This window comes from Ruegeria arenilitoris (genome assembly GCF_013035425.1).
Lineage (GTDB): Bacteria > Pseudomonadota > Alphaproteobacteria > Rhodobacterales > Rhodobacteraceae > Ruegeria > Ruegeria arenilitoris_A.
Genome location: NZ_WQHX01000003.1, coordinates 495,645 through 518,102, shown reverse-complemented (window position 1 = coordinate 518,102; position 22,458 = coordinate 495,645). Strand labels below are relative to the sequence as shown.

Here is a 22,458-nt window from a genome sequence, read left to right as displayed (position 1 = left end):
GCTTGTGCGCCAGCGTCAAGGGGACATCCGTTCCGGACCGGTTGTGCAAGTGAGCACCGCTACAGACGGTGCCCGAGCGATTGAGGCAATAAACAAGGCGAGAGGCATGTTAGCTATGCGGGGATTTTACGGTGGGATGTTCGCCGGGGCTGTCTCGGTTTTAGCCTTGGCGACTGTGGCGTCACTATATACGCCGCTTACAACAAAACCCGAGGTGTCAATCGTGGCGCCAAAAGCTTCTGAGGCACCAACCCCCTCAGAAGACGCGGATTTGCAGATTCAGGGAAAAGACGCCGATTTGGTTGAGCTGGCACCTAAAGCTCCAGATGACCCAGAAACGCAATCAGATACACTTGCCGGCCTTTCGGGTATAGAGTTGCAGCCTGATACTCGACCGACAACTGGGTCATCCCCTTCGAGTCCTCAAGCGCCTGATGCGCCTGCGGCGCAGCCTGTGACAGTCGACTCTGATACTCCGGCATCGATGCCGAACCCAGCTCCGACTCCAACTTCACCTGAGCTAGATACCGATCTTGAAATTGCTGCAGAAAACTTGCTGCCCCCGGAACAAAAGCCCGAAGTTGCAACAGAGCCAGACCTAACAACTTCCTCGGCTCAATTGACGCCTGAAGCGCAAATCCCGGTAATCGAAGAACCAGAAGAACAATCAGTTCAGGCGCCTTTGTCTAAAGAGCCAGAAGCCAGTGGTGAACAGGTTGCCGCCGTGCAACCTGATGACACTCCTCAGCCCGAAGCACAAACACCTAAAGTCGAGGAGGATATCGCGGTCGATGAAAACCCGATCGCGGTTGAGGGTGAAGAGGACACTCTGCCTCGCAATCAACCACGAATCATTTCCTTGCCGCAGATTTCACCAGAGCAACCGTCTGGCACGCGGGTGGGCAAGCGGATTGTGCCTTTGACAGAACGTGACCAAGCGACTGAGGAGCAGGCCGAAGTTCAAACTCTTGCGCCAGGAAAACCAATAGAAGAATACGCGGTGGCCTTTGAAAACCCAGAGGCCAAACCTTTGATGTCGATTATCTTGATCGATGACGAAGGCGCATTTGGGGCCGAAGCACTTAAGGATTTCCCATATCCGCTTAGCTTGGCAGTTAATCCATCCGACCCAAAGGCGGCGGAAAAAATGGCGCGTCACCGTGAGGCCGGGTTCGAGGTATTGGCTCTTATCGATATGCACACTGCAGCTAGCGCGCAGGACGCAGAGGTGTCTTTGGCAGTTTGGTTAGAGGCGCTGCCAGAAACTGTCGGTTTATTGGAAGGTGTTGGAACGGGAATTCAAGGTAACCGAAAATTGGCAGATCAGGTTGCTGCTATCGCCGGTGATACCGGTCGCGGGTTGGTCACACAGGATAGCGGGCTGAACACAGTTCAGAAATTAGCTGCGCGAAACGGTGTCCCGTCCAGTGTCGTTTTCAGAGACTTTGATGGTGCCAGTCAGGATGCTCAGGTTATACGCCGTTTTCTGGACCAGGCTGCATTTCGCGCCAGTCAGCAAGGTGCTGTTGTCATGTTGGGTCGATTGCGCCCCGAGACGATTTCAGCCCTGTTGCTTTGGGGACTCGAGGATCGCGGCAATCGGGTTGCTATGGCGCCGATATCTGCCGTCATGATGAGTGAAGTTCAGCGAAACTCGGGTTCGGCCGAATATTAAAGATTAGGTCAATCAATCTTATCTGTTGCCGTTCCCACTGAAACGCGCCGCTTCAGCCGCAGCATGGCGGATTGCATTTGATTTGTGCACGGTCTCCATATATTCCGCTTCCGGGTCGCTGTCATACACGACACCCCCACCAGCCTGAATATATAACTTACTATCCTTCACTATGGCTGTCCGTAGTGCGATGCACATATCCATGTCGCCGCCCGCACTGAAATAACCGACACCGCCGCCGTAGACGCCTCGTTTCTCTGGCTCAAGTTCGTCAATGATTTCCATAGCACGTACTTTGGGTGCCCCCGAAACAGTGCCGGCCGGCATTCCGGCAAAGAACGCGTCCAGCGCATCTTTGTCATCCGCAAGTTCACCAACGACATTGGAAACAATATGCATTACGTGGCTGTAGCGTTCGATAATAAATTCTTCGGTCGGGCGAACAGTTCCAATCTTGGCTACACGGCCCGTGTCGTTTCGACCAAGATCCAAAAGCATAAGATGTTCTGCGAGTTCCTTTTTGTCAGCCAACAGGTCAATTTCATTGGCTTTATCTTCTTCCGGGGTTGCACCGCGGGGGCGAGTGCCTGCGATCGGTCGAATTGTCACTTCGTTGCCAAATACACGCACCAGAATCTCTGGGCTGGCGCCGATCACCTGAAAGCCGCCAAAGTTAAAATAGAACATAAAGGGCGAAGGATTTGTTCGCCTAAGCGAGCGGTATAAGGCAAATGGGGGTTGCGGGAACTCTTGCGTCCAGCGTTGCGCTGGTACGACCTGAAAAATGTCTCCAGCCCGAATGTATTCTTTAGCCTTTTCAACTGCTTCCATATACCCTGATTTGGTAAAATTCGAAATTGGGGGCGCGATCTCGCGGGCTTCACCCAAATCTCGGGTTTCAGAGGGCATTGCGCGTTCCAAATCGCGGACCGCGTCCATTACCCGCTCGGCCGCCTGTGCGAAAGCCGCCTTGGCAGATTGTCCGTCACTTACCCAAGCGGGCGACACAACCGTAACTTCACCTTTTACGCCATCAAGAACCGCGACCACTGACGGTCGCAGCATGATGGCATCGGGCAGCCCTAGCGGATCAGGGTTAACGTCCGGCAGATATTCAACTAACCGGACCATATCGTACCCCAGATAACCGAACAGGCCTGCCGCCGCCTGAGGAAGGTCAGACGGTAAGGTAATGCGAGATTCGGCCAGCAGATCGCGCAGATTATCCATGGGATTCCCGGCCTGCTCCGAAAACGCCTCGGCGTCGAAGCGGGCGGATCGGTTAATGGAGGCGGTTTCCCCCTCGCATCGCCAGATCAAGTCAGGTTTCATACCAATGATCGAATATCGTCCGCGTACCTCTCCGCCAGTCACAGATTCCAGCATGAACGCGTCCTTTTGCGCGCCCGCCAGTTTGAGCATCAACGACACAGGAGTGTCTAGGTCAGCAGCAAGACGTGTGTATACTACTTGATTTTCGCCCGCTTCATAGGCGCGCGCGAAACTGTCGAAGTCGGGTGTCAGATCCATAGTCAACCCCGGTTAATAGCTTGCCTGAACGGCGTTCAGCGCTTGCTGGTCCACGACTGGGCGCGCACGTGTCTGAGCATCGCGCACATAGATGTCAAAGATATTTTGCGCCAAGGCCTGGTTCATTTGCGCTGATAGAGCATCTTGCATCTGGCGCTGCTCATCCGTCTCCGCGGGGGGCAACACGTCATCAAGACGTACAATCAAAGCAGTCCCAGCGCCTGGAATGACACGCAGTTCTCCAGGCTCCATTTCAAATACTTGCGTCATGAAATCAGCAGGAACATCATCCAAAAAGGCGGTACGTGTCAGGGCGTTCTCAACCCGGAACGGCAAGCCGGTGTTCGTAAAATCACCATCTGTTGCGAGCGCTGTAATAACTGAACCCGCCTGGGATTGCAGCTCTTTGGCGATCTCATCCTGCACCCAAGCTCCGGCTACTCGAGAGCGGGCGCTGTCCAGTGGTTCAGGTCGGGGTGGAAGAACTTCGTTCAAGCGCAGGGCAAAAATCGAGCCGTCTTCCAAAAACGCTACTTCGGGAAAATCCCCCTCTTGCACGGCTTCTGCAACAGAACGGAACCCGTCATACGCAGCTATTCCCTGATCGCTTTGCTGAGTCCAGTCGATTTCGCCGAGTTCCATTTCGGTTTCGTTGGTCAGCTCTTCCAGGGTCGCGCCGCCTGCCAGTAGGTCGTTAATATCTTCGGCTTGAGCTTCGATTTGGCGACGAGCTCTGTCAGCGGCAAGTTCCTCGCGCAACTCAGCTTCGGCCTCTGCAAATGTGACGATGTTTTCTGCCAATGATCCGTTGATACGGAATAACGCTGGTCCCAGTTCAGACGGCAATGGGCCAACTACATCATCGATTTCTGCAGCAAAGACGCCTTCGGCCGCCTCACCCAAATCATCACGGGTCACATCTCCCAAGTCGACATCGCTCAGTTCCAGTTCCCGGTCGCGGACCAGTTGTTCAAAGCTTGCCCCACCGACCTCAAGCTGCGCTAGAGCTTCTGTTGCAGAAGTTTCGTCCGAAAAAATCAGACGTTCGACCAACCGGCGTTCAGGTTGTTTGAATTGGTCGGATCTTTGATCGTACAGGCGTTTTACCGAGTCCGCGTCAACTTCTACTGAGTCCAACAGCATTTCCGGCGACAGGATTGCGTAGGTCAACTTCTTTGTGTGGGGCAGGGTAAAGCGGTCAGTGTTTTCATCATAATATGATTGTATCTGTGCATCCGTTGGTTCTGGCACAGGCGTTTCTAAAGTGTCGGACGAAAGAGTTGCGACTGTAAAGCTTCGGCGAGCAAGTACATAGTTCGACAATGCCTCGGTCATAGTACGCGGCATATCCACCCCGCCCATCACAGCACCCTGAACAATGGTACGCGCGGACTCTTTACGTAGGTCATTCTCGAATTCAGTGTCGGTCAACCCTACTTGCTCCAGTTGAAATCGATAAGCTTCTCGGTCGAAGGTCCCGTCGACACCTTGAAACGCTTGAATTTGAACGATTTCTTGTTGCAGATTTTCGTCACCAATTGAAATGCCCAGTTGCGCAACCTCATTGTCCAAAGCAGCGAGCGCAACAAGACGGGACAAAGCCTGCTGATCCAGTCCAAGTTGGTGGGCCTGTGAAATCTGCAGCGGTTGACCGGTTTGCGCTTCTACCGCGCGGATTTCACGCTGCAATTCGCGGACATATTCGTCGACTGAAACACTTTCGTCCCCGACTTGAGCCACGGTTCGAACGGTGCCGGTCAAGCTGGTCGCCCCAAAGCCTGCAAGTCCCAACATCAAAAGGCCCATGAGGATCCAAACAAAAGTTTTTGACAGATTTTTCATGCCTGCGGCCATGGTGCCCTCGTGTTTTGTGTTGGCAGTACTTGCTCGGGTCGGTTGCGGCCCTGAATACGACGCACGTCGCCGAGGAGCAAGCTTAGAAGGATAACGCCTCGAAACGATCAAAAAGTCTGGATATGCCTTCCTTGTCGAGATTGGCAAAAGCGATCCGCAACTGTCTTTTCCCGTCTGGATCGTCGACGGGCATGAACATTGTACCGGGCAGCAGTAGAACACCAGCCTCGACAACAAGTCGTTTGGCCAGAATGTCGGAACTCAGATCGAAAGGGTGTTCGAGATATGCAAAATAGGCGCCCAAACCTAAAAGGCGCCATTCTTTCGCAGACAAACGGGGCATCTGTTGCAAGATCAAAGCTCGTCGGTCCAGTATTTCGTTTCTCTCTTCAGAGACCCATCGGGACAGGTTTTGCATCCCCCAAAGCGCAGCGAACTGACCGATTTGACTTGGACAGATAGCGATCGTATCCAAAAACTTCTCTATCTCAGACAACAGAGCAGGGGCCGAGGCAACCGCTCCGACACGATGACCAGTTAACCTATAGGCCTTTGAAAACGAATACAAATGTACCAGAGTATTGTCCCAGCTTGGTTGCTGGAACAAATCATGAGGCGGGACGGAGCGACTGTCGAAATCGCGATACGTTTCATCAACAAGCAAGTGAATACCAGCCGACCGCGCCAGTTCAAAGAAATCCATCACCAGATCAGCTGGGTATTCCACGCCACCGGGATTATTCGGGGTAACCAAAACAATGGCTCGGGTTTTTTCAGTAATTAGTTCCCTTGCCTTGTCCGGATTCGGCAAAAGACTGTCGCCTGTAGCCAGAGTGACAGCCCCGACGCCAGCCATATCAAGCCACATTTTGTGGTTGAAATACCAAGGCGTTGGAAGGATTACTTCATCCCCTTGGTTCGAAATTGCCGAAATCACAGCGGAAAAGGCCTGATTGCATCCCGAAGTGATTGCGACCTGATTTTTTGAGATATCCGAGGCATAGTGGACGCTGATCTGAGAGGCCAGCTCAGCACGCAAGTCGTCATTACCTAAAACCGGTCCGTAAAGATGAGCGCTGTTATCACGCAACGCGAATTCGGCCATTGCCTGACGCAGAGCAAGCGGAGGCGGGTCAACTGGTGCAGCCTGACTGACATTGATCAACGGCCGATCAACCGTGAATGACACACCCTGCAACCATCGTGATGCTTCCATCACAGGTGGCGCAAATGTTGCCGCTGTGCGCGTGAGTTTCATTTGCTTCCCATGTCCAGAAACTCGTCCGAAGATTTCGTCGTTGACCGAATCTTAATCCGTTCCGCGATAGGGTTCGACATATTGCAGGGCCATATCCCAGGGCAAAAAGATCCATGTATCCTGGCTGACTTCGGTAATGAAAGTATCAACCATTGGGCGACCCTTGGGTTTGGCGTAAACCGTGGCAAAATGCGCGTTTGGATACATCTCACGCACCAATTCCAGAGTTTTTCCGCTGTCGACCAGATCGTCGATAATCAGAACGCCGGTGCCGTCACCCATCAAATTGGCATCAGGCGCCTTAAGAATTTCGGCCTCTCCACGAGTTTGGTGATGATAAGATTTGACGCTGATAGTGTCGACTGTGCGAATATCCAGTTCGCGGCTGACGATCATGGCTGGCGCCATTCCACCGCGAGTAATGGCGACCACGGCCCGCCATGCCCCGTTATCTGGGCCCTGTCCGTCTAGCCGCCAAGCAAGCGCACGAGAATCGCGATGCAGTTGGTCCCAGCTTATGTGAAAGCCTTTTTCGTGGGGTAGGCGGTCCTTTGCGCTCATTAATTTTTATCCCTTTTCAACATCCGGAGCATCAACGGCTTTCATGCCGACTATATGATACCCCGAATCCACGTGCAGGTTCTCGCCAGTTACGCCGCTGCTGAGGTCTGACAGCAGATACAACGCAGACTTTCCAACATCATCGATTGTTACATTCCGGCGAAGGGGCGAATTGTACTCATTCCACTTCATTATGTAGCGGAAATCACCGATTCCGCTGGCGGCCAGAGTCTTGATTGGGCCGGCGGAAATCGAGTTCACGCGGATGCCGTCCTTGCCCAAATCCTCGGCCAAGTATTTGACCGATGCCTCCAAAGCCGCCTTGGCGATACCCATTACGTTGTAATGCGGCATCACCTGCTCAGCTCCGTAATAGGTCAAGGTAATTGCGCTGCCGCCTTCACCCATCAGTTTTTCGGCTCGCTGCATTACAGCTGTGAACGAATAGACCGATACATCCATTGTCAGGTTAAAATTTGCGCGGCTGGTGTCGACGTAGCGACCGCGAAGTTCGTTCTTGTCCGAAAAACCAATCGCGTGAACAACAAAGTCCAACTTGCCCCAGGTTTTTTCAAGCGCATTGAAAAGGTCGTTGATCGAGCTTTCATCGCTGACGTCGCAGGGTAGGACGATTTCGCTTCCGAGCTGTGCCGCCAATGGATCAACCCGTTTTTTTAAAGCATCACCTTGATATGAGAAGGCAAGCTCGGCTCCAGCTTCGGACAGAGCCCGAGCTATTCCCCATGCGATTGATTTGTCATTGGCCAGTCCCATGATGAGGCCGCGTTTTCCGGCCATCAACTGATTTGACATGTTCGGTTCTCCGCCTGTCTTCGCGTTGTGTTGGATTGGTTTATGCCATTGATTGCCTTGCATCAAGGCCATGCACTCTTGCTCGTAGCGGGTTCTCGCCTTAGTGTCGGGAACAATTATTTCCAGGGGATGGAAATGAACGAGCAAAGTGGCATTTTCGCTGGCACCGATCCGTTTAGCATTGCGGGACGGTGGCTGGAGGAAGCTGAAAAGACCGAACCTAATGACCCAAATGCGATTGCGTTGGCAACCGTAGATTCAAGTGGCTTACCAAATGTTCGAATGGTTTTGTTGAAAGAAATCGAGGAAGATGCCTTTGTTTTCTATACAAATTACCATAGCACTAAGGCAGGCGAGCTTGATGAGTCTGGAAAGGCGGCATTCGTGATGCATTGGAAATCACTACGGCGTCAAATTCGGGTACGTGGCACAATCACGCGCGAAGACGGACCACAAGCAGACGAATATTACGCCTCGCGTTCTCTCAAAAGCCGTCTGGGTGCGTGGGCATCACGACAGTCTGCGCCGCTAACGAGCAGGGCCGCATTGATGGCGGAAGTGGCCAAAGTTACTACCAAATTCGGACCCAACCCGCCACGCCCGGACTTTTGGGGCGGGTACAGGCTGATTCCAGTGGAGATAGAGTTCTGGGCAGATGGCGCTTTCAGGTTGCACGACCGTTTTCAGTGGCGCAGAACTGCCCCCGGTTCCGAGTGGCAAGTGCAGAGGTTGAATCCATGACAGTCATGCGCAGCGAAATGCAAAAGCCCGAAATCATAGATTTTTTTCGACTTGAAATTGCAATTCATTTGCATCAACAACAGACCCCTGACGATTTGCTAAATTTCGTGATGGGAACACAGTGCCAGAAGATATGAGCAGCATGTACCGCGTTCGTGGACACGTCAAATGGTTCGACCCTGCTAAGGGTTACGGATTTGTTGTGTCCAATGAAGGTGGGCCCGACATTCTGCTGCATGTGAATGTTCTGCGTAATTTTGGGCAAAGCTCGGTTGCGGATGGCGCAGGCATCGAAATCATGACCCACCGTACGGACCGCGGTGTTCAGGCCGTTGAAGTTATTTCAGTGGATCCGCCGGATCGGGCTGAAACTTTAATGCTGGCTGATTTTGCCGAGTTGGATCCGGATTTGATTGCGCAAACCCCGCTAGAGGCGGCACGCGTCAAGTGGTTCGATAAGGGCAAAGGATTTGGGTTTGCCAATGTGTTTGGCAGTAATGAAGATGTATTTCTTCATATTGAGGTTTTGCGCCGGTCGGGGTTGGCGGACTTGCAACCGGGTGAAGCTCTTGCAATGCGAGTCATTGATGGCAAGCGTGGGCGTATGGCCGCTCAGGTTTTGGCTTGGGAGGCAGCCCTGAACGGCTGATCACCGGAATGAAGAAATTCCTCCCGGCTTTCGCGATGCTTCTTTCGATTATCGGTTCGATGGCCGTAGCGGAATGTCGCGCTGACCAGGTTGAACTGCGGAATTCTCAGGCCCAAGTGCGATTCGATGTCGAATTGGCCAAAACCCCTCAAGAGCGTTCACAAGGTTTGATGTTTCGAGAAAGTCTGCCCAATCGGGCAGGGATGTTGTTTGTATTCGATCCTCCGCAACCGGTTGCTTTTTGGATGAAAAACACGCTCATCCCGTTGGACATGATTTTTACGGATCGCGCTGGTAACGTCACTCATGTGCACGAAGGCGCAATTCCTGGTGACCTGACGCCCATTGAAGGTGGTGATTCGGTCTACACTGTGCTGGAAATCAATGCCGGGCTTGCTGCGCGGTATGCTATTCGCCCCGGAACCCAGATGCGGCATGAAGTTTTTTCGCAAGGTCCTGCAATTTGGCCTTGTTAGGGCTTTTCAAATCCGAATGGCATCGTTAGGAAGGCGCACGGTCCGGGGCGTGGCGCAGTCTGGTAGCGCACCTGTTTTGGGTACAGGGGGTCGTAGGTTCGAATCCTGCCGCCCCGACCACTTTCCAACTATATGTGCCTAAATGGGCATTCCGCCGAACCGCACATATAGTTGGCTAAAATCCTTATCTAATGTCTCGCTTTGAACCGGAACTCTAAGAGTAGTTCCATCTTTCTGTGGAACCAGAAAGAATAGATCCGCATCGACGCGATATCCCAGCTGGTTTTTGGTCGAACTTAATCGTGTAACGATTCTTGGCAAATCCCGAGGGTGACCGTCGAAGGACAGAATCAGATATGCAGTTGCCTCGGGTGGCAATTGTTCACGGCATTCAAAACTGCCTTTTCCCATCCGCAAATAGTCTTCTCCGGGACCGTCGCACTGCGTTTGGAACGAGCTGAACATTTGCTTTGGATAGTCAGTGAACTGCGCACTGCGTGTTCCAATTGGATTATCTTGTGTTGTACAGGACACGATCAGGGCCAGAGCGGGAAGTGTTCGCAATGTACGCATGTTGAAATCGGTCCCAAGGCACTTTTTATCTGTTCCTTTGACTATTGCATGTGTTTTGGATGCGCCGCGATGATTCTCTGTGACGTTCGTTAATTGTGCGTTAGGTGATCATTTGCTCGTAACCGTGGCACAAAAAACGAGAATTCCATTTGCCAATTCGGTAAGTCCTTGTCCGGCAGCCTTAGGAAGACCTGTGGAGGAATCGCGCGCCGGCAGGTTCCCGCCGATCTCTCTGAGTTGGTCAACAGAAAAGATTCCAAAAATCTCAAAAAAGTCCGTTGACCAACTATGGCAAGATACGTCAGATTGTATAGGCCGAAGCATGCGCCACTAAATCTAGTAGATAATGACTGGAAAAAGGCGACGGGCGAGGGACTAATGCATACCTATCTACGTGCAACCGTTTTTGCGGTTTTGCGCTGTTATGAACAGCGGTTGGTCTTTTGTGCCCAAAATTCTGACGGCAGCGGGCGGCACTCCGCAAAACTAATTAAAAGTGCCGGAAACTTAAAATAATTGCCCGGGGGCAGCGGACATGAAGATTGAGAGAAAATTCACCAAACCTGGTCAGGACGCATACGCAGAACTGGATTTTGTGTCTGCAACGTCCGAGATTCGGAATCCGGACGGGACAATCGTATTCCGTTTAGATGAGATTGAAGTTCCGTCAAGCTGGAGCCAGGTTGCCAGTGATGTCATCGCTCAGAAATATTTCCGTAAGGCCGGTGTGCCAAACCGTTTGAAGAAAGTAAAAGAAAAGGGCGTTCCCGAGTTTCTGTGGCGCTCTGTGCCAGCCGAAGATGCGGAATTCGACGGAGAGACGTCATCCAAGCAGGTTTTTGATCGTTTGGCGGGCGCTTGGGCCTATTGGGGCTGGAAAGGCGGCTACTTCACAGACGAAGAAGACGCTCGCGCCTACTTTGACGAAATGCGTTACATGCTGGCAACGCAGCGCGCCGCACCAAATTCTCCGCAGTGGTTCAACACTGGTCTTCACTGGGCATATGGAATCGATGGACCGGCGCAGGGGCACCACTATGTTGACTACAAAACTGGTAAACTGACCAAATCAAAATCTGCATACGAACATCCACAGCCCCATGCGTGCTTCATCCAGTCGGTCGATGATGACCTGGTGAACGAAGGGGGCATAATGGACCTGTGGGTGCGTGAAGCGCGCTTGTTCAAATATGGTTCTGGTACCGGTACCAACTTCAGTCACCTGCGTGCAGATGGCGAGGCTCTGTCGGGTGGTGGCAAATCTTCGGGTCTCATGGGTTTTCTCAAGATAGGCGACCGCGCCGCTGGCGCGATTAAATCAGGTGGTACGACCCGTCGAGCAGCAAAGATGGTGATCGTTGACGCAGATCACCCGGACATCGAGCAATTTATCGAATGGAAGGTGATTGAAGAGCAGAAGGTGGCCTCGATCGTTGCCGGATCAAAGATGCACGAGAAGATGCTGAACGGAATTTTCGAGGCCATTCGCTCTTGGGACGGCGCCCAAGAAGATGCCCATGATCCCAAGAAGAATATTTCCCTGAAGTCCGCGGTTCGCGCGGCAAAGAAGGTCGCCATTCCAGAGACATACATAAAGCGCGTTCTCGATTATGCCAAACAGGGGCATGACAGCATAGAATTTCCTACCTACGACACAGACTGGGATTCGGAGGCTTACAGTTCGGTTTCGGGCCAGAACTCAAACAACTCGATCCGAGTGACCAACGCGTTTTTGACTGCTGTGGAGAAAGACGCTGATTGGGAGCTGATCAATCGGACTGACGGCAAAGTCGCCAAAACAGTGAAGGCTCGCGATCTTTGGGAAAAAGTCGGTCACGCTGCATGGGCATGCGCCGATCCGGGCATTCAGTTCCACGATACTGTAAACGAATGGCACACTTGCCCCGAAGATGGCGAAATCCGCGGTTCGAACCCGTGTTCGGAATATATGTTCTTGGATGACACGGCATGTAACCTTGCATCAATGAACCTTCTGACCTTCCTCAAGGACGGAGAATTCCAATCAGCAGATTACATGCACGCAGCGCGGCTTTGGACGCTGACCTTGGAAATTTCCGTGACCATGGCGCAATTCCCATCGAAGGAAATAGCAAAACTCTCATACGATTTCAGAACCTTGGGTTTGGGTTATGCCAATATCGGTGGTCTGTTGATGAACATGGGATACAGTTATGACTCGGACGAGGGGCGGTCCATCTGTGGCGCTTTGACAGCAATCATGACCGGTGTTGCTTATGCGACCTCAGCCGAAATCGCAGGCGAACTTGGTCCTTTCAAAGGTTATGAGCGGAACGCAGACCACATGCTGCGCGTCATCCGCAATCACCGCCGAGCAGCACAGGGCGTGACCGAGGGTTACGAGAATCTGGCGGTGAAGCCGGTTGCGCTGGATCACCAAAACTGCCCAGACAAACGTCTGGTCGATTTGGCTATGTCGGCATGGGATGAAGCGCTTAGCTTGGGTGAAAAGAATGGGTATCGCAATGCGCAGGCGACGGTAATCGCGCCGACGGGCACTATCGGGCTGGTCATGGATTGCGACACAACGGGCATCGAACCTGACTTTGCTTTGGTGAAGTTCAAAAAGCTGGCCGGCGGTGGTTACTTCAAAATTATCAACCGCTCGGTACCCTCAGCGCTGGAAAAACTGGGCTACTCTTCGTCCCAGATCGAAGAGATCGTGTCTTACGCGGTCGGCCATGGCACCATTGGCAATGCTCCTGGGATCAACCATACCTCGCTAACGGGTCACGGTTTTGGACCGAATGAACTGGGTAAAGTGGATGCCGCACTGGAAAGCGCCTTTGACATTCGGTTTGTCTTTAACCAGTGGACGCTGGGCGAGGATTTCTGCACCGGTGTTTTGGGCATCCCGGCCACTAAGCTGAACGACCCGACGTTTGATTTGCTTCGGCATCTGGGCTTTTCTAAAGCTGATATCGACGCTGCCAACGACCATGTCTGTGGAACTATGACTCTGGAAGGCGCCCCGCATCTGAAAGAGGAACATTACGCGATCTTCGATTGTGCCAACCCGTGCGGCAAGAAAGGCAAGCGTTTCCTTGGGGTTGATAGCCACATCACCATGATGGCGGCAGCACAGAGCTTCATCTCGGGCGCGATCTCGAAGACGATTAACATGCCGAATGATGCGACCATCGAGGATTGCCAGAAAGCTTATGAACTCAGCTGGTCTCTGGGCGTAAAGGCCAATGCTTTGTATCGCGACGGTTCGAAACTCTCTCAGCCGTTGGCGGCAGCGCTGGTCGAGGATGACGATGAGGCGGCTGAAGTGCTGGAGAGCGGATCGACGCAGGAAAAAGCTGTCGTTTTAGCCGAGAAGGTGATCGAGAAGGTTGTCGTCAAGGAAATGATCCGCAGCCACCGGGAAAAGCTTCCTCATCGCCGTAAAGGATATACGCAAAAGGCTATTGTTGGTGGCCACAAGGTTTACCTGAGAACGGGTGAGTTCGAAGATGGTAAACTGGGCGAGATCTTCATCGACATGCACAAGGAAGGCGCTGGCTTTCGTGCAATGATGAACAACTTTGCCATCGCGGTTTCGGTCGGATTGCAATATGGCGTCCCGCTTGAGGAATTCGTTGACGCTTTCACATTTACCAAATTCGAACCGGCTGGAATGGTTCAGGGTAATGACTCAATTAAGAACGCGACCTCGATCTTGGATTACATATTCCGTGAATTGGCTGTGTCGTATTTGGATCGCACCGATTTGGCGCATGTGAAGCCTGAAGGCGCAACTTTTGACGATATCGGTAAGGGTGAAGAAGAAGGCGTTTCGAATATCTCTGAGATCAGTGACAGCGCTGCGTCTAAGTCCTTGGAAGTTCTAAAGCAAATCAGCTCAACCGGTTATCTGCGTAAGCGGTTGCCGCAGGACTTAATGGTTTTGAACGGCGGACAGGCTGGTGTTGAAGGCATAACAGAAACAGCTGTGCAATTCGAAGCAACGACTGAAACCACCGTAGCAAGCAATATGGATGCGCGGACCAAAGCCAAGATGCAAGGTTATGAGGGCGACCCATGCGGTGAGTGCGGAAACTACACTTTGGTTCGCAACGGCACATGCATGAAATGTAACACCTGCGGAGCAACCAGCGGGTGTAGCTGAGAATAGCACCCCGGCAATGGGGTGTAGGGACCGTGATTTTCCCCCCGGATATCCGGTCCCGACGAACACGGACTAAGGCGCCAAGACTTACCGTCATCGCCTTTGTCCACTCGGTCGGCATGCCCGTGTTGGCCGGGAACAGGGTGGGGCGGAATTTTGCTCCTTCCCACTCTTTCAGGGGCGGGTGCGCTCGCCCCATACGCTGTCCAGGCCGCAGGCAAAAAATACCGGGCGGTCAACGAGATGAGCCTGGAACGCGAAACTCTTTGGGGGCCCTCGGCCCCCATTTTTCTTTTTCCCAAATCGATTCGAATATTCTGGCAACACTTCGCCGGGTTTTGAAAATGGCGTAGGGCAGGAACCGCCGAAAGACCTACTGGCAATTTCGTCCAGCGGTTGATTGCAAACCCGACTCATTCAAACAGGCGGAGAATAGCGCGAAATCCGCTCTTTGGTATCGGTGGGGTGACTGATTGGTGTAAATCAAAATTCCTGTGTTTGTCCGGACGACGTCAAATTGGACTTCATATAGGAGGCAATATCATGAAACCGCATAATCTGGCTTTCATTTCAGCGATTGCTCTGTTGTTACCAGCGTGGTCTTTCGCTCAGTCAAGCGTCGACACGAACGGAGATGGCGTTCTAACACTCGAAGAAGTGCAAATCGTTATGCCCGAGATTGATACCGATAGCTTTGCAGCGATGGACGCAAACGGGGACGGAACGCTGGATGCTGATGAAATCTCAGTTGCGCAAGGGGCAGGTCTTCTTCCGCCAAGCAACGGCTGAAACCAGCAGGCGGCCTAATCGAATATAGGCCGCCTGTGATCAACGGGTCATACAGGTAAGTGAATGTTAAACTTGTCGCGCAGATCAGAATCCAGCGCCGGATCAAATCGTGCTGGCGACGGCGTTGACAAGATTTCGTTTTTGCGGGCTATGGCCTTCTCGACAAGATCGGGTTTTCCCAGTTCCGCCCATTCTTTTGGAGACGTGCGGTCACCAAAACTTGGATAAACATAATCCAATTGCATCCGGCCCAAAGTTTCGTCCGTGCCCAGGTAATGGCCAGGACCTTCCAGACAGACTTGAGCTATCTGATCCAGCGCAAGCGTGTCGTCGGAAACTTCTATCCCACGTACACAGCGCTGTGCTTGGCCGATTAGGTCATCGCTCAGTATCAGTGACTCGTGGCAGAATCCTAGCAACGAAGAATGCATACCAGCAGCCTCGTAGACCATGTTCAAACCAGCCAGTCCGGTCATCACGTTTGAACACATCTGCTCCCAACCAGCCTGCATATCAGGAAGTTTCGAATCCGAGGCACCAGCAGCGGCACCACCGGGCAGGTCATAGAATTTATGCATTTGGGCACAACCGGCGCTCAGCAGCGCTTGTTCTCCGGACCCTACGGACATGGCACCTGTGCGCAAATCCAAACCAAATGGCCAAGTCCCAAAAACCGCAGGAGCTCCTGGACTTATCGCATTTACGTAAACCAATCCGGCCAGGCATTCAGCGGTGGCCTGAACGATGGCGCCAGCGATAGTAGACGGCGCCGTCGCGCCTGCCATGCCAGCGGACAAAAGCAAAATCGGCATCCCTGCCTTTACGCACTCCTCCATCACTTGGCAGCTTTCCGTCGCGAATTTCATTGGCGGAACGACAAAGCAATTAGTGTTGGATACAAATGGGCGTTCCCGCCACTTTTCTTCTCCGCCCGCGATCATGTGAAGCATTTCGACAGCCGGCGCGACATAACCGGGATCAGTAAACGAGGTTCCGACATGCTTGAACGTGCCTGAACAACAAGCATAAATTGTGTTTAGGTCCATTTCCAAGTTGTCAGTAATGTCTCGGCAGACCATCGGGCGTTGAACGAAATGGATATTGTCCAGCTGTTCGCAAATACGGGCGGCATCGTGCAAATCCTGAACGGTGGAGTCCCTGTATTCCCGTCCTTCCACGTCTACCATGTGCACCGCCGCTCCTGCGGTGCCGTAGTGAACCCGGCTGCCTTTTAAAACCAAGTCTGTTTTGCCGTCCCGGCTGTACAGAGTTACAGTTCGGTTTGCCTTTGCAAGGACATCTTCGACGACCGAGGGTGGAAAGCGTACGCGGCCATCTTCGCCCAGTGTACAACCAGCATTGACGAGGTATTCGATCCCGCTTGCCGGGGCATCTGCCAATCCGATCGTTTCCAGGGCCTGAAGGGCGGCTTTGTGGATACGCTCAAGATCCTTCGAACCAAGGGGTTTGTATGTGCCACCTTCCATGCCGGGGCGAACTGGCCGCAGATGATCGGGCAATGCAGAGGCGCGAGCTGCGCGTCGTGCGGCGCGACCACCGCTGCGAGAGGTTGTGCGGGGCTGGTCGTTCATGTCGGTGTTCCGATAATTGGGTCAGGTAAAAATGATCAACAGGTTATAACCTGCCGAGGCCGTCCCCGCGCAGCGCGTCCCCGATCAGCACCGATGGTGCGACTGATCAGGTGAATTTTCGACGTATCGTTTTGCATCCGCTTCCTCAACAAGGTGCATAAACTATTCAAATTCATTTTGACAAAATCTGTTCTGTTTACGACCTGTATTCCAGAATCTTCAGTTGGCGAGCGAGTGAATGTGGTCCGCACCACACAGTCAGCATGTCGTGCTCAAAGTTTTTACCTGCAAAGTTAGAAATCTGTTACGATAGGAATAGTTATTAGTTCAAAGGCCATAATATTTGCGATTTTTTGGGCGCCCCGGCCAATGTTTGTCTAAGCGCCCGGCCCGGCACAGGATGTTCGGAGGTCTGCGTGAAGGCATTGAAGGCTACACTGACCGCGTTGATGTTGACGGGTGTTTCACCCGCTCTGGCCGAAGATTGGACGGGGCCGTTCGTTGGGTTCAGTTTTGGCTATGCGGATGCAGATGGACCCGGAGGCGTTGGGGGCAGTGATTCTGCATTTGGTCCGTTTATCGGGTACGATTACGACTTTGGCAGTTTCGTGTTAGGCGGTGAGTTAGAATACAATCGCTTAAATTTAGATCTCGGTGAAGGCGAAGGCAGCTTGGATGGCGTTTCTCGCCTAAAATTGCGCGGAGGTTATGACTTCGGTTCCGCGCTAGGCTACGTCGTGGTCGGGACGGCCCGAGCAGATACTTCGGGTGACAGTGACACTGCCGCTGTTTACGGTATCGGCGTTGCTTACCCGGTCAACGATCGGTTCGTCATCAGCGGAGAAGCACTGCGACAAGACTTCGATCTCGATTCCCAGCCTAGCGGAAGTGTCGATACCAATGTGTTTAATTTGCGCACGACATTTCGGTTCTGACCGTCAACCCGCACCCCTGTTTTCGGCCAATTGAGCGGCGAAATCACATATTGTTTGCAACGCACTGACAAGTTTCTCATCGGCAATCGTCATGGCAACGCGAATGTGGCCGGCTGCCGCCATGCCAAAGCTTTCGCCGGGCATAACAGCAATTTTATGGCTATCCAGCAAAGCGTTGGCAAAGGAATCACCGGTCAATCCAGTTGCTTGGATATCTAACATAAGATACATAGCCCCCTGCGCCGGGATTAAGCCGACGGTTTGCTGACCGCCAAGCACTTGCATAGCCAGTGACCGACGACGCCGAAAAGGCTCAGCGATCTTTTCTTCAAGCTTGTGACCAGAGTTCAGAGCGAAACTGGCTGCGTCCTGAATAAATCCGGGTACGCCATATGTTGTGTTCGTCGCCAGATTGATAAGGTGCTCTACGACTTCCTCCGGGCCTATGATCCAACCGCATCGTGAACCAGTCATTGCGTGAGATTTTGACATCGATCCGACGACTAGCGTGCGTTCAGCCATGTCAGGCAATGCCCGTGGCGAAAGGTGATTACCTTCCCAGACTTGGGTGTCATAGACTTCGTCTGAAACAAGCCACAAATCACGGTTTTTGCAAACGTTAGCAACTGCGTTGAGCGTGTCCTGTGAATAAACGACCCCTGTGGGGTTGTTGGGCGTGTTGATCAGTAACGAGACGGCGCCCCCTGCAAATCTTTCGATTTCGCTTTCTCGTGGTTGAAAGGCGTCCATCGCATGAGTTTGCACTGGTCTGGCTATCGCTCCCGCAGCGCGGATTGTCCCGGGATAAGTGGCATAGTAGGGGTCAAGAAACAGGCCGGTATCGCCTGGGTTACACACCGCTATATGAGCTGCGAATAATGCCGCCTGTCCACCTGGTGTAATGAGTACGTTATCCCGGGTTGTTTTTACGCCCGTTCGTATCTGGACGCGTGCCGCAACTGTATCACGTAGCAAATCCGTGCCTGGTACCATCGCGTATCCGGTGTGACCACCACGCGCAGATGCGTCCATTGCATCGAGAATCACAGGGTCTGTGCCGATGTCATGCTCGCCAATAGTCAATTCCGTGATGGCCTGACCTTCGGAAATCATCCGGCGAGCACGATAAAACACATCCCATCCGTCAGAGCCGCCTTCGGTCAGGTTAGTTATACGATGCGACAGCTTCATCACGTGCTCCGTTTGCCTTCTGACGCGAATGGGTCAGAGAGGCGAGGATTTGTCAATCAGCTGCGCGGCGACAACGTTGCTTGAAGCTTTTTCGTCAGCGAAGCCCGGACCAGATCATACGAAACCGTCAGCCGATGGCGCATCTCTTCGGCGTCCGTGTCCCACGACAAGCGAATCCAGCTACGGTGAAAATACGGGGCTTTAGTGGCTATACCGGCATCAATGAGCATTTGTGCGGTCTCAATATCTGGGGTCTTGACGGAAACCCCATCGCCCACAGTGCCAATACAGGCAAACATCTTGTCGCCAACTTTCCACGCATCGTGCCCGCCACCCCACGGATCGGACAGTTCGGCGCCGGGCAGTTCAGCGCAAATGGCATTTACGGTTTCGCGGCTCATTGCTTCCAAGTTGCCGACTTACGTTGCGGAACTCAAGCCTTGGCTCGGGGAAGTTGCCGTGGTATGCCGTGGGACATGAACCCGATGAAATGCATCATTATCTGCTGCATTACCCGCTGAAGTATCAAGCGGGTCGGTTTCTTTCGTTTTCATTTCTGAGACAAGTTGCTAAGCCCGCGCCAGCGTGATGCACGTACGCTGTTTTAGGAGCACGACCCGATGACCACGATTAAACTGCACAACACAAGGACGCGGGCAAAGGAAGAATTTGCGCCGATCGACCCTGATAACGTGCGGATGTATGTCTGCGGTCCGACGGTTTATGACCGGGCGCATCTGGGTAATGCTCGTCCAGTGGTGGTTTTTGACGTCCTTTACCGACTGCTGCGCCGTGTTTACGGAGCACATAAAGTAACTTACGTTCGAAACTTCACCGATGTGGATGACAAGATAAACGCGGCTGCGCTGTCCCGGCAAAAAGCTGGCGCCAAGGGATCGTTAGAGCAACTGGTTCAAGAACGTTCAGACGAAACAATCGGCTGGTATTTGAACGATATGGGTGCCTTGGGTGCGTTAGAACCCAACGAGATGCCTCGTGCGACCGAATACATCGATCAGATGATCGAGATGATCCAGGACCTGATTTTCAAAGGCCATGCTTATGCGGCTGAAGGGCATGTTCTGTTCGCCGTGGACAGCTGGAAGAAAAATTACGGCAAACTGTCGGGTCGATCCGTTGATGATATGATCGCCGGGGCGCGGGTTGAAGTTGCGCCTTATAAAAAGAACCCAATGGATTTCGTGCTTTGGAAACCCTCGACGGACGAACTACCGGGTTGGAATAGCCCTTGGGGTCGGGGCCGTCCGGGTTGGCATATAGAATGCTCGGCCATGGCTTACGAGTTGCTGGGAGAGAGCTTTGATATCCACGGTGGCGGTAACGACTTGATGTTCCCACATCACGAGAACGAGATCGCGCAGAGCTGCTGTGCGCACCCCGAAGGAGAGTTCGCTCGGATCTGGTTGCACAATGAAATGTTGCAGGTCGAAGGTAAGAAGATGTCAAAATCACTTGGCAATTTTTTCACCGTTCACGATCTGCTGGATCAGGGCATTCCTGGCGAGGTGATCCGTTTCGTTTTCCTACAGACGCATTATCGCAAACCAATGGACTGGACCGAGAAAAAGGCGCGTGAGGCCGAGTCGACACTGCGAAAATGGCGGGCGCTGACCGCAGGTATTGAACCCGCTTCCAGCGTTGCTCCTGCCGTAATCGATGCGCTGGCTGATGACCTGAATACAGCGGGTGCCATTGCGGAACTTCACCGTTTGGCTGCGGACGGGGAAGCGGCCAAGCTTTTGGCGAGTGGGCAACTTCTGGGTTTATTGACGATGGATTTGGGTGCATGGGCTAAGGCTGATGAAACCGATTTTACTTCTTACAAAGAAAAACTCGTCACTGCGCGGACAGCAGCGATGGCCAGCAAGGATTTCTCCGAAGTGGACAGGTTAAAGGCGCTTTTCATTGCAGCGGGATTGGAAGTTAGGATGAGCAAGGATAGCGTCGAATTGGTACCGGGTCCCGGGTTTGACGCGACCAAGCTGGAGGAGGTCTGATGTCTGAAAAAGATAACGGCAAAACCCGCCTTTACCTCTACGATACGACGCTGCGCGACGGTCAACAGACACAAGGTGTGCAGTTTTCCACTTCGGAAAAGACACAGATCGCCTCTGCACTGGATTCATTGGGTATCGACTATATCGAAGGCGGTTGGCCAGGGGCAAACCCGACTGACAGCGCCTTTTTTGATGCTGCACCTAAGACCGCGGCGCGACTTACTGCGTTTGGGATGACCAAACGTTCGGGTCGTTCAGCCGAGAATGATGAAGTGCTGGCAGCAGTAACGAATGCTGGCACGCAAGCTGTTTGTCTGGTCGGAAAGTCGCACGATTATCATGTGACAGATGCGCTTGGACTGTCGCTGGAAGAGAACTTGGAAAATGTCCGGGCCTCAATTGCGCATGTCGTGGCACAAGATCGTGAAGCGCTCTTTGATGCCGAGCATTTTTTTGACGGTTACAAAGACAACCCAGAATACGCGTTGCAAGTCTGTCACGCCGCGTTGGAGGCAGATGCGCGTTGGATCGTGCTTTGTGACACCAACGGTGGCGCTTTGCCATCTGAGGTGGGCCGGATCGTATCTGAAGTCATTGCATCCGGAATCCCAGGAGAAAAGTTAGGAATCCATACCCATAACGACACGGAAAACGCGGTTGCTTGCTCTCTGGCTGCTGTCGATGCAGGGGCAAGGCAGATTCAGGGAACACTGAATGGGTTAGGCGAACGCTGTGGCAACGCCAACCTGACCTCGCTGATACCGACTTTGTTGTTAAAAGAGCCGTATTCCACGACTTACGAGATTGGGGTGAGCTTAGATGCACTTGCTGGTCTGACCCGGATCAGCCGAATGCTGGACGACATTTTGAACCGGGTTCCAAGCAAGCAGTCGGCTTATGTCGGTGCTTCGGCTTTCGCGCACAAAGCAGGCCTTCACGCCAGTGCGATCCTCAAAGATCCTGCTACTTACGAGCATGTCGATCCTGCGAGCGTTGGAAATGCGCGAATCATTCCAATGTCTAACCAAGCCGGGCAGTCAAATTTACGAAAACGCCTTACCGAAGCGGGATTGTCGGTGGAATCTGGCGACCCTGCGCTGGGACGTATTTTGGAACGTATTAAGGTCAGGGAGGCAGAGGGGTATTCCTATGATACCGCGCAAGCCAGTTTTGAGTTGCTGGCGCGGGAAGAGTTGGGGCAATTACCGCAGTTTTTTGAAGTTAAGCGCTATAAGGTCACGGTAGAGCGTCGCAAGAATAAGTATAACAAAATGGTCAGCCTGTCCGAGGCGGTTGTCGTCGTGAAAGTGGATGGCGAGAAAAAGCTTTCCGTCAGTGAGTCATTGGATGACAGTGGCAGCGATCGAGGACCTGTGAACGCTCTCGCCAAGGCGCTCGCTAAAGATTTGGGGCAGTATTCGCGGATCTTGGATGACATGCATCTGGTTGATTTCAAGGTTCGTATCACGCAGGGCGGAACCGAGGCCGTGACACGTGTAATCATCGACAGCGAAGATGGGCAGGGGCGTCGTTGGTCGACCGTGGGTGTCAGCGCGAACATAGTCGACGCTTCGTTTGAGGCATTGCTGGAAGCGATTCAGTGGAAGTTGGTGCGCGATTGCGAGTCGCGAACGGCGGCTGCGGAGTAGC

General features: G+C 52.9%; 18 protein-coding genes and 1 tRNA gene. 10 read left to right on the top strand and 9 right to left on the bottom strand.

The window, feature by feature from the left end; translation table 11 throughout:
- The first annotated feature begins 49 nt into the window (after positions 1-49).
- Entirely contained in the window at positions 50-1,675 is a 1,626-nt protein-coding gene (locus GOV45_RS11600) for a divergent polysaccharide deacetylase family protein (RefSeq protein WP_170477623.1), read from the top strand.
- A gap of 18 nt (positions 1,676-1,693) precedes the next feature.
- On the opposite strand, the gene trpE is transcribed toward GOV45_RS11600, so the two are convergent.
- From trpE to fabI, 5 genes are all read right to left on the bottom strand, one after another.
- A complete protein-coding gene (trpE, locus tag GOV45_RS11595; protein ID WP_170477621.1) occupies positions 1,694-3,205 on the bottom strand; it encodes an anthranilate synthase component I in 1,512 nt (503 codons plus the stop codon).
- Between the two features lie 12 nt (positions 3,206-3,217).
- The gene (locus GOV45_RS11590) at positions 3,218-5,059 is read right to left on the bottom strand and encodes a peptidyl-prolyl cis-trans isomerase (protein WP_170477618.1); all 1,842 of its coding nucleotides are present in this window, start codon (positions 5,057-5,059) and stop codon (positions 3,218-3,220) included.
- A gap of 82 nt (positions 5,060-5,141) precedes the next feature.
- Positions 5,142-6,317 carry an aminotransferase gene (locus GOV45_RS11585; protein ID WP_170477614.1) on the bottom strand — a complete coding sequence of 392 codons (1,176 nt, stop codon included), beginning with the start codon at positions 6,315-6,317 and terminating at the stop codon, positions 5,142-5,144.
- A 51-nt stretch (positions 6,318-6,368) separates the two neighbouring features.
- Entirely contained in the window at positions 6,369-6,878 is a 510-nt protein-coding gene (gene gpt / locus GOV45_RS11580) for a xanthine phosphoribosyltransferase (RefSeq protein WP_170477611.1), read from the bottom strand.
- A gap of 6 nt (positions 6,879-6,884) precedes the next feature.
- Positions 6,885-7,691 (bottom strand): enoyl-ACP reductase FabI, encoded by an 807-nt coding sequence (fabI, locus tag GOV45_RS11575; RefSeq protein ID WP_170477608.1) that lies wholly within the window; start codon positions 7,689-7,691, stop codon positions 6,885-6,887.
- 135 nt (positions 7,692-7,826) lie between these two features.
- Between fabI and pdxH the strand changes: the two genes are divergently transcribed.
- The 4 genes from pdxH to GOV45_RS11555 all read left to right on the top strand — a co-directional run bounded on the left by pdxH (position 7,827) and on the right by GOV45_RS11555 (position 9,677).
- Entirely contained in the window at positions 7,827-8,432 is a 606-nt protein-coding gene (gene pdxH / locus GOV45_RS11570; RefSeq protein ID WP_170477605.1) for a pyridoxamine 5'-phosphate oxidase, read from the top strand.
- Between the two features lie 121 nt (positions 8,433-8,553).
- Positions 8,554-9,081: a cold-shock protein gene (locus GOV45_RS11565; RefSeq protein WP_170477604.1), complete on the top strand. Its 528-nt coding sequence runs from the start codon at positions 8,554-8,556 to the stop codon at positions 9,079-9,081.
- Between the two features lie 8 nt (positions 9,082-9,089).
- The gene (locus GOV45_RS11560; RefSeq protein ID WP_254442616.1) at positions 9,090-9,557 is read left to right on the top strand and encodes a DUF192 domain-containing protein; all 468 of its coding nucleotides are present in this window, start codon (positions 9,090-9,092) and stop codon (positions 9,555-9,557) included.
- A 43-nt stretch (positions 9,558-9,600) separates the two neighbouring features.
- Positions 9,601-9,677, top strand: a tRNA-Pro gene (locus tag GOV45_RS11555).
- An 18-nt stretch (positions 9,678-9,695) separates the two neighbouring features.
- Here GOV45_RS11555 and GOV45_RS11550 read toward each other — a convergent pair.
- Positions 9,696-10,130 carry a hypothetical protein gene (locus GOV45_RS11550; protein ID WP_170477601.1) on the bottom strand — a complete coding sequence of 145 codons (435 nt, stop codon included), beginning with the start codon at positions 10,128-10,130 and terminating at the stop codon, positions 9,696-9,698.
- A gap of 535 nt (positions 10,131-10,665) precedes the next feature.
- On the opposite strand from GOV45_RS11550, the gene GOV45_RS11545 reads away from it, so the two are divergent.
- The gene (locus tag GOV45_RS11545) at positions 10,666-14,283 is read left to right on the top strand and encodes a vitamin B12-dependent ribonucleotide reductase (RefSeq protein WP_170477598.1); all 3,618 of its coding nucleotides are present in this window, start codon (positions 10,666-10,668) and stop codon (positions 14,281-14,283) included.
- Between the two features lie 543 nt (positions 14,284-14,826).
- Entirely contained in the window at positions 14,827-15,072 is a 246-nt protein-coding gene (locus GOV45_RS11540; RefSeq protein ID WP_170477595.1) for an EF-hand domain-containing protein, read from the top strand.
- A gap of 47 nt (positions 15,073-15,119) precedes the next feature.
- Here GOV45_RS11540 and GOV45_RS11535 read toward each other — a convergent pair whose 3' ends face one another.
- Positions 15,120-16,664 carry a trimethylamine methyltransferase family protein gene (locus tag GOV45_RS11535; protein ID WP_170477591.1) on the bottom strand — a complete coding sequence of 515 codons (1,545 nt, stop codon included), beginning with the start codon at positions 16,662-16,664 and terminating at the stop codon, positions 15,120-15,122.
- A gap of 416 nt (positions 16,665-17,080) precedes the next feature.
- Here GOV45_RS11535 and GOV45_RS11530 point away from each other — a divergent pair, with 416 nt between their 5' ends.
- Entirely contained in the window at positions 17,081-17,599 is a 519-nt protein-coding gene (locus GOV45_RS11530) for an outer membrane protein (protein ID WP_170477587.1), read from the top strand.
- Between the two features lie 3 nt (positions 17,600-17,602).
- Here the strand turns inward: GOV45_RS11530 and GOV45_RS11525 are convergent, their stop codons facing one another.
- Together GOV45_RS11525 and GOV45_RS11520 are read right to left on the bottom strand one after the other, a co-directional pair.
- The gene (locus GOV45_RS11525) at positions 17,603-18,790 is read right to left on the bottom strand and encodes a pyridoxal phosphate-dependent aminotransferase (protein WP_170477584.1); all 1,188 of its coding nucleotides are present in this window, start codon (positions 18,788-18,790) and stop codon (positions 17,603-17,605) included.
- A 56-nt stretch (positions 18,791-18,846) separates the two neighbouring features.
- Positions 18,847-19,191, bottom strand: a complete 345-nt coding sequence (locus GOV45_RS11520) for an MmcQ/YjbR family DNA-binding protein (protein WP_170477582.1) — start codon at positions 19,189-19,191, stop codon at positions 18,847-18,849.
- Positions 19,192-19,410: 219 nt separating this feature from the next.
- On the opposite strand from GOV45_RS11520, the gene cysS reads away from it, so the two are divergent.
- Together cysS and cimA are read left to right on the top strand one after the other, a co-directional pair.
- Positions 19,411-20,808, top strand: a complete 1,398-nt coding sequence (gene cysS, locus GOV45_RS11515; RefSeq protein WP_170477579.1) for a cysteine--tRNA ligase — start codon at positions 19,411-19,413, stop codon at positions 20,806-20,808.
- Positions 20,808-22,457 (top strand): citramalate synthase, encoded by a 1,650-nt coding sequence (cimA, locus tag GOV45_RS11510; RefSeq protein ID WP_170477576.1) that lies wholly within the window; start codon positions 20,808-20,810, stop codon positions 22,455-22,457. Before cysS ends, cimA begins: the two co-directional genes overlap by 1 nt.
- The last annotated feature ends 1 nt before the right edge of the window (position 22,458 follow it).

What these genes read in the sequence shown, in the direction of transcription:
- GOV45_RS11585 (WP_170477614.1), bottom strand. Translation starts at nt 6,317, where the DNA reads ATGAAACTCACGCGCACAGCGGCAACATTTGCGCCACCTGTGATGGAA.
- GOV45_RS11540 (WP_170477595.1), top strand. Translation starts at nt 14,827, where the DNA reads ATGAAACCGCATAATCTGGCTTTCATTTCAGCGATTGCTCTGTTGTTA.
- GOV45_RS11545 (WP_170477598.1), top strand. Translation starts at nt 10,666, where the DNA reads ATGAAGATTGAGAGAAAATTCACCAAACCTGGTCAGGACGCATACGCA.
- GOV45_RS11520 (WP_170477582.1), bottom strand. Translation starts at nt 19,191, where the DNA reads ATGAGCCGCGAAACCGTAAATGCCATTTGCGCTGAACTGCCCGGCGCC.
- fabI (WP_170477608.1), bottom strand. Translation starts at nt 7,691, where the DNA reads ATGTCAAATCAGTTGATGGCCGGAAAACGCGGCCTCATCATGGGACTG.
- GOV45_RS11535 (WP_170477591.1), bottom strand. Translation starts at nt 16,664, where the DNA reads ATGAACGACCAGCCCCGCACAACCTCTCGCAGCGGTGGTCGCGCCGCA.
- GOV45_RS11525 (WP_170477584.1), bottom strand. Translation starts at nt 18,790, where the DNA reads ATGAAGCTGTCGCATCGTATAACTAACCTGACCGAAGGCGGCTCTGAC.
- gpt (WP_170477611.1), bottom strand. Translation starts at nt 6,878, where the DNA reads ATGAGCGCAAAGGACCGCCTACCCCACGAAAAAGGCTTTCACATAAGC.
- trpE (WP_170477621.1), bottom strand. Translation starts at nt 3,205, where the DNA reads ATGGATCTGACACCCGACTTCGACAGTTTCGCGCGCGCCTATGAAGCG.
- cimA (WP_170477576.1), top strand. Translation starts at nt 20,808, where the DNA reads ATGTCTGAAAAAGATAACGGCAAAACCCGCCTTTACCTCTACGATACG.
- pdxH (WP_170477605.1), top strand. Translation starts at nt 7,827, where the DNA reads ATGAACGAGCAAAGTGGCATTTTCGCTGGCACCGATCCGTTTAGCATT.
- GOV45_RS11560 (WP_254442616.1), top strand. Translation starts at nt 9,090, where the DNA reads ATGAAGAAATTCCTCCCGGCTTTCGCGATGCTTCTTTCGATTATCGGT.
- GOV45_RS11590 (WP_170477618.1), bottom strand. Translation starts at nt 5,059, where the DNA reads ATGGCCGCAGGCATGAAAAATCTGTCAAAAACTTTTGTTTGGATCCTC.
- GOV45_RS11550 (WP_170477601.1), bottom strand. Translation starts at nt 10,130, where the DNA reads ATGCGTACATTGCGAACACTTCCCGCTCTGGCCCTGATCGTGTCCTGT.
- cysS (WP_170477579.1), top strand. Translation starts at nt 19,411, where the DNA reads ATGACCACGATTAAACTGCACAACACAAGGACGCGGGCAAAGGAAGAA.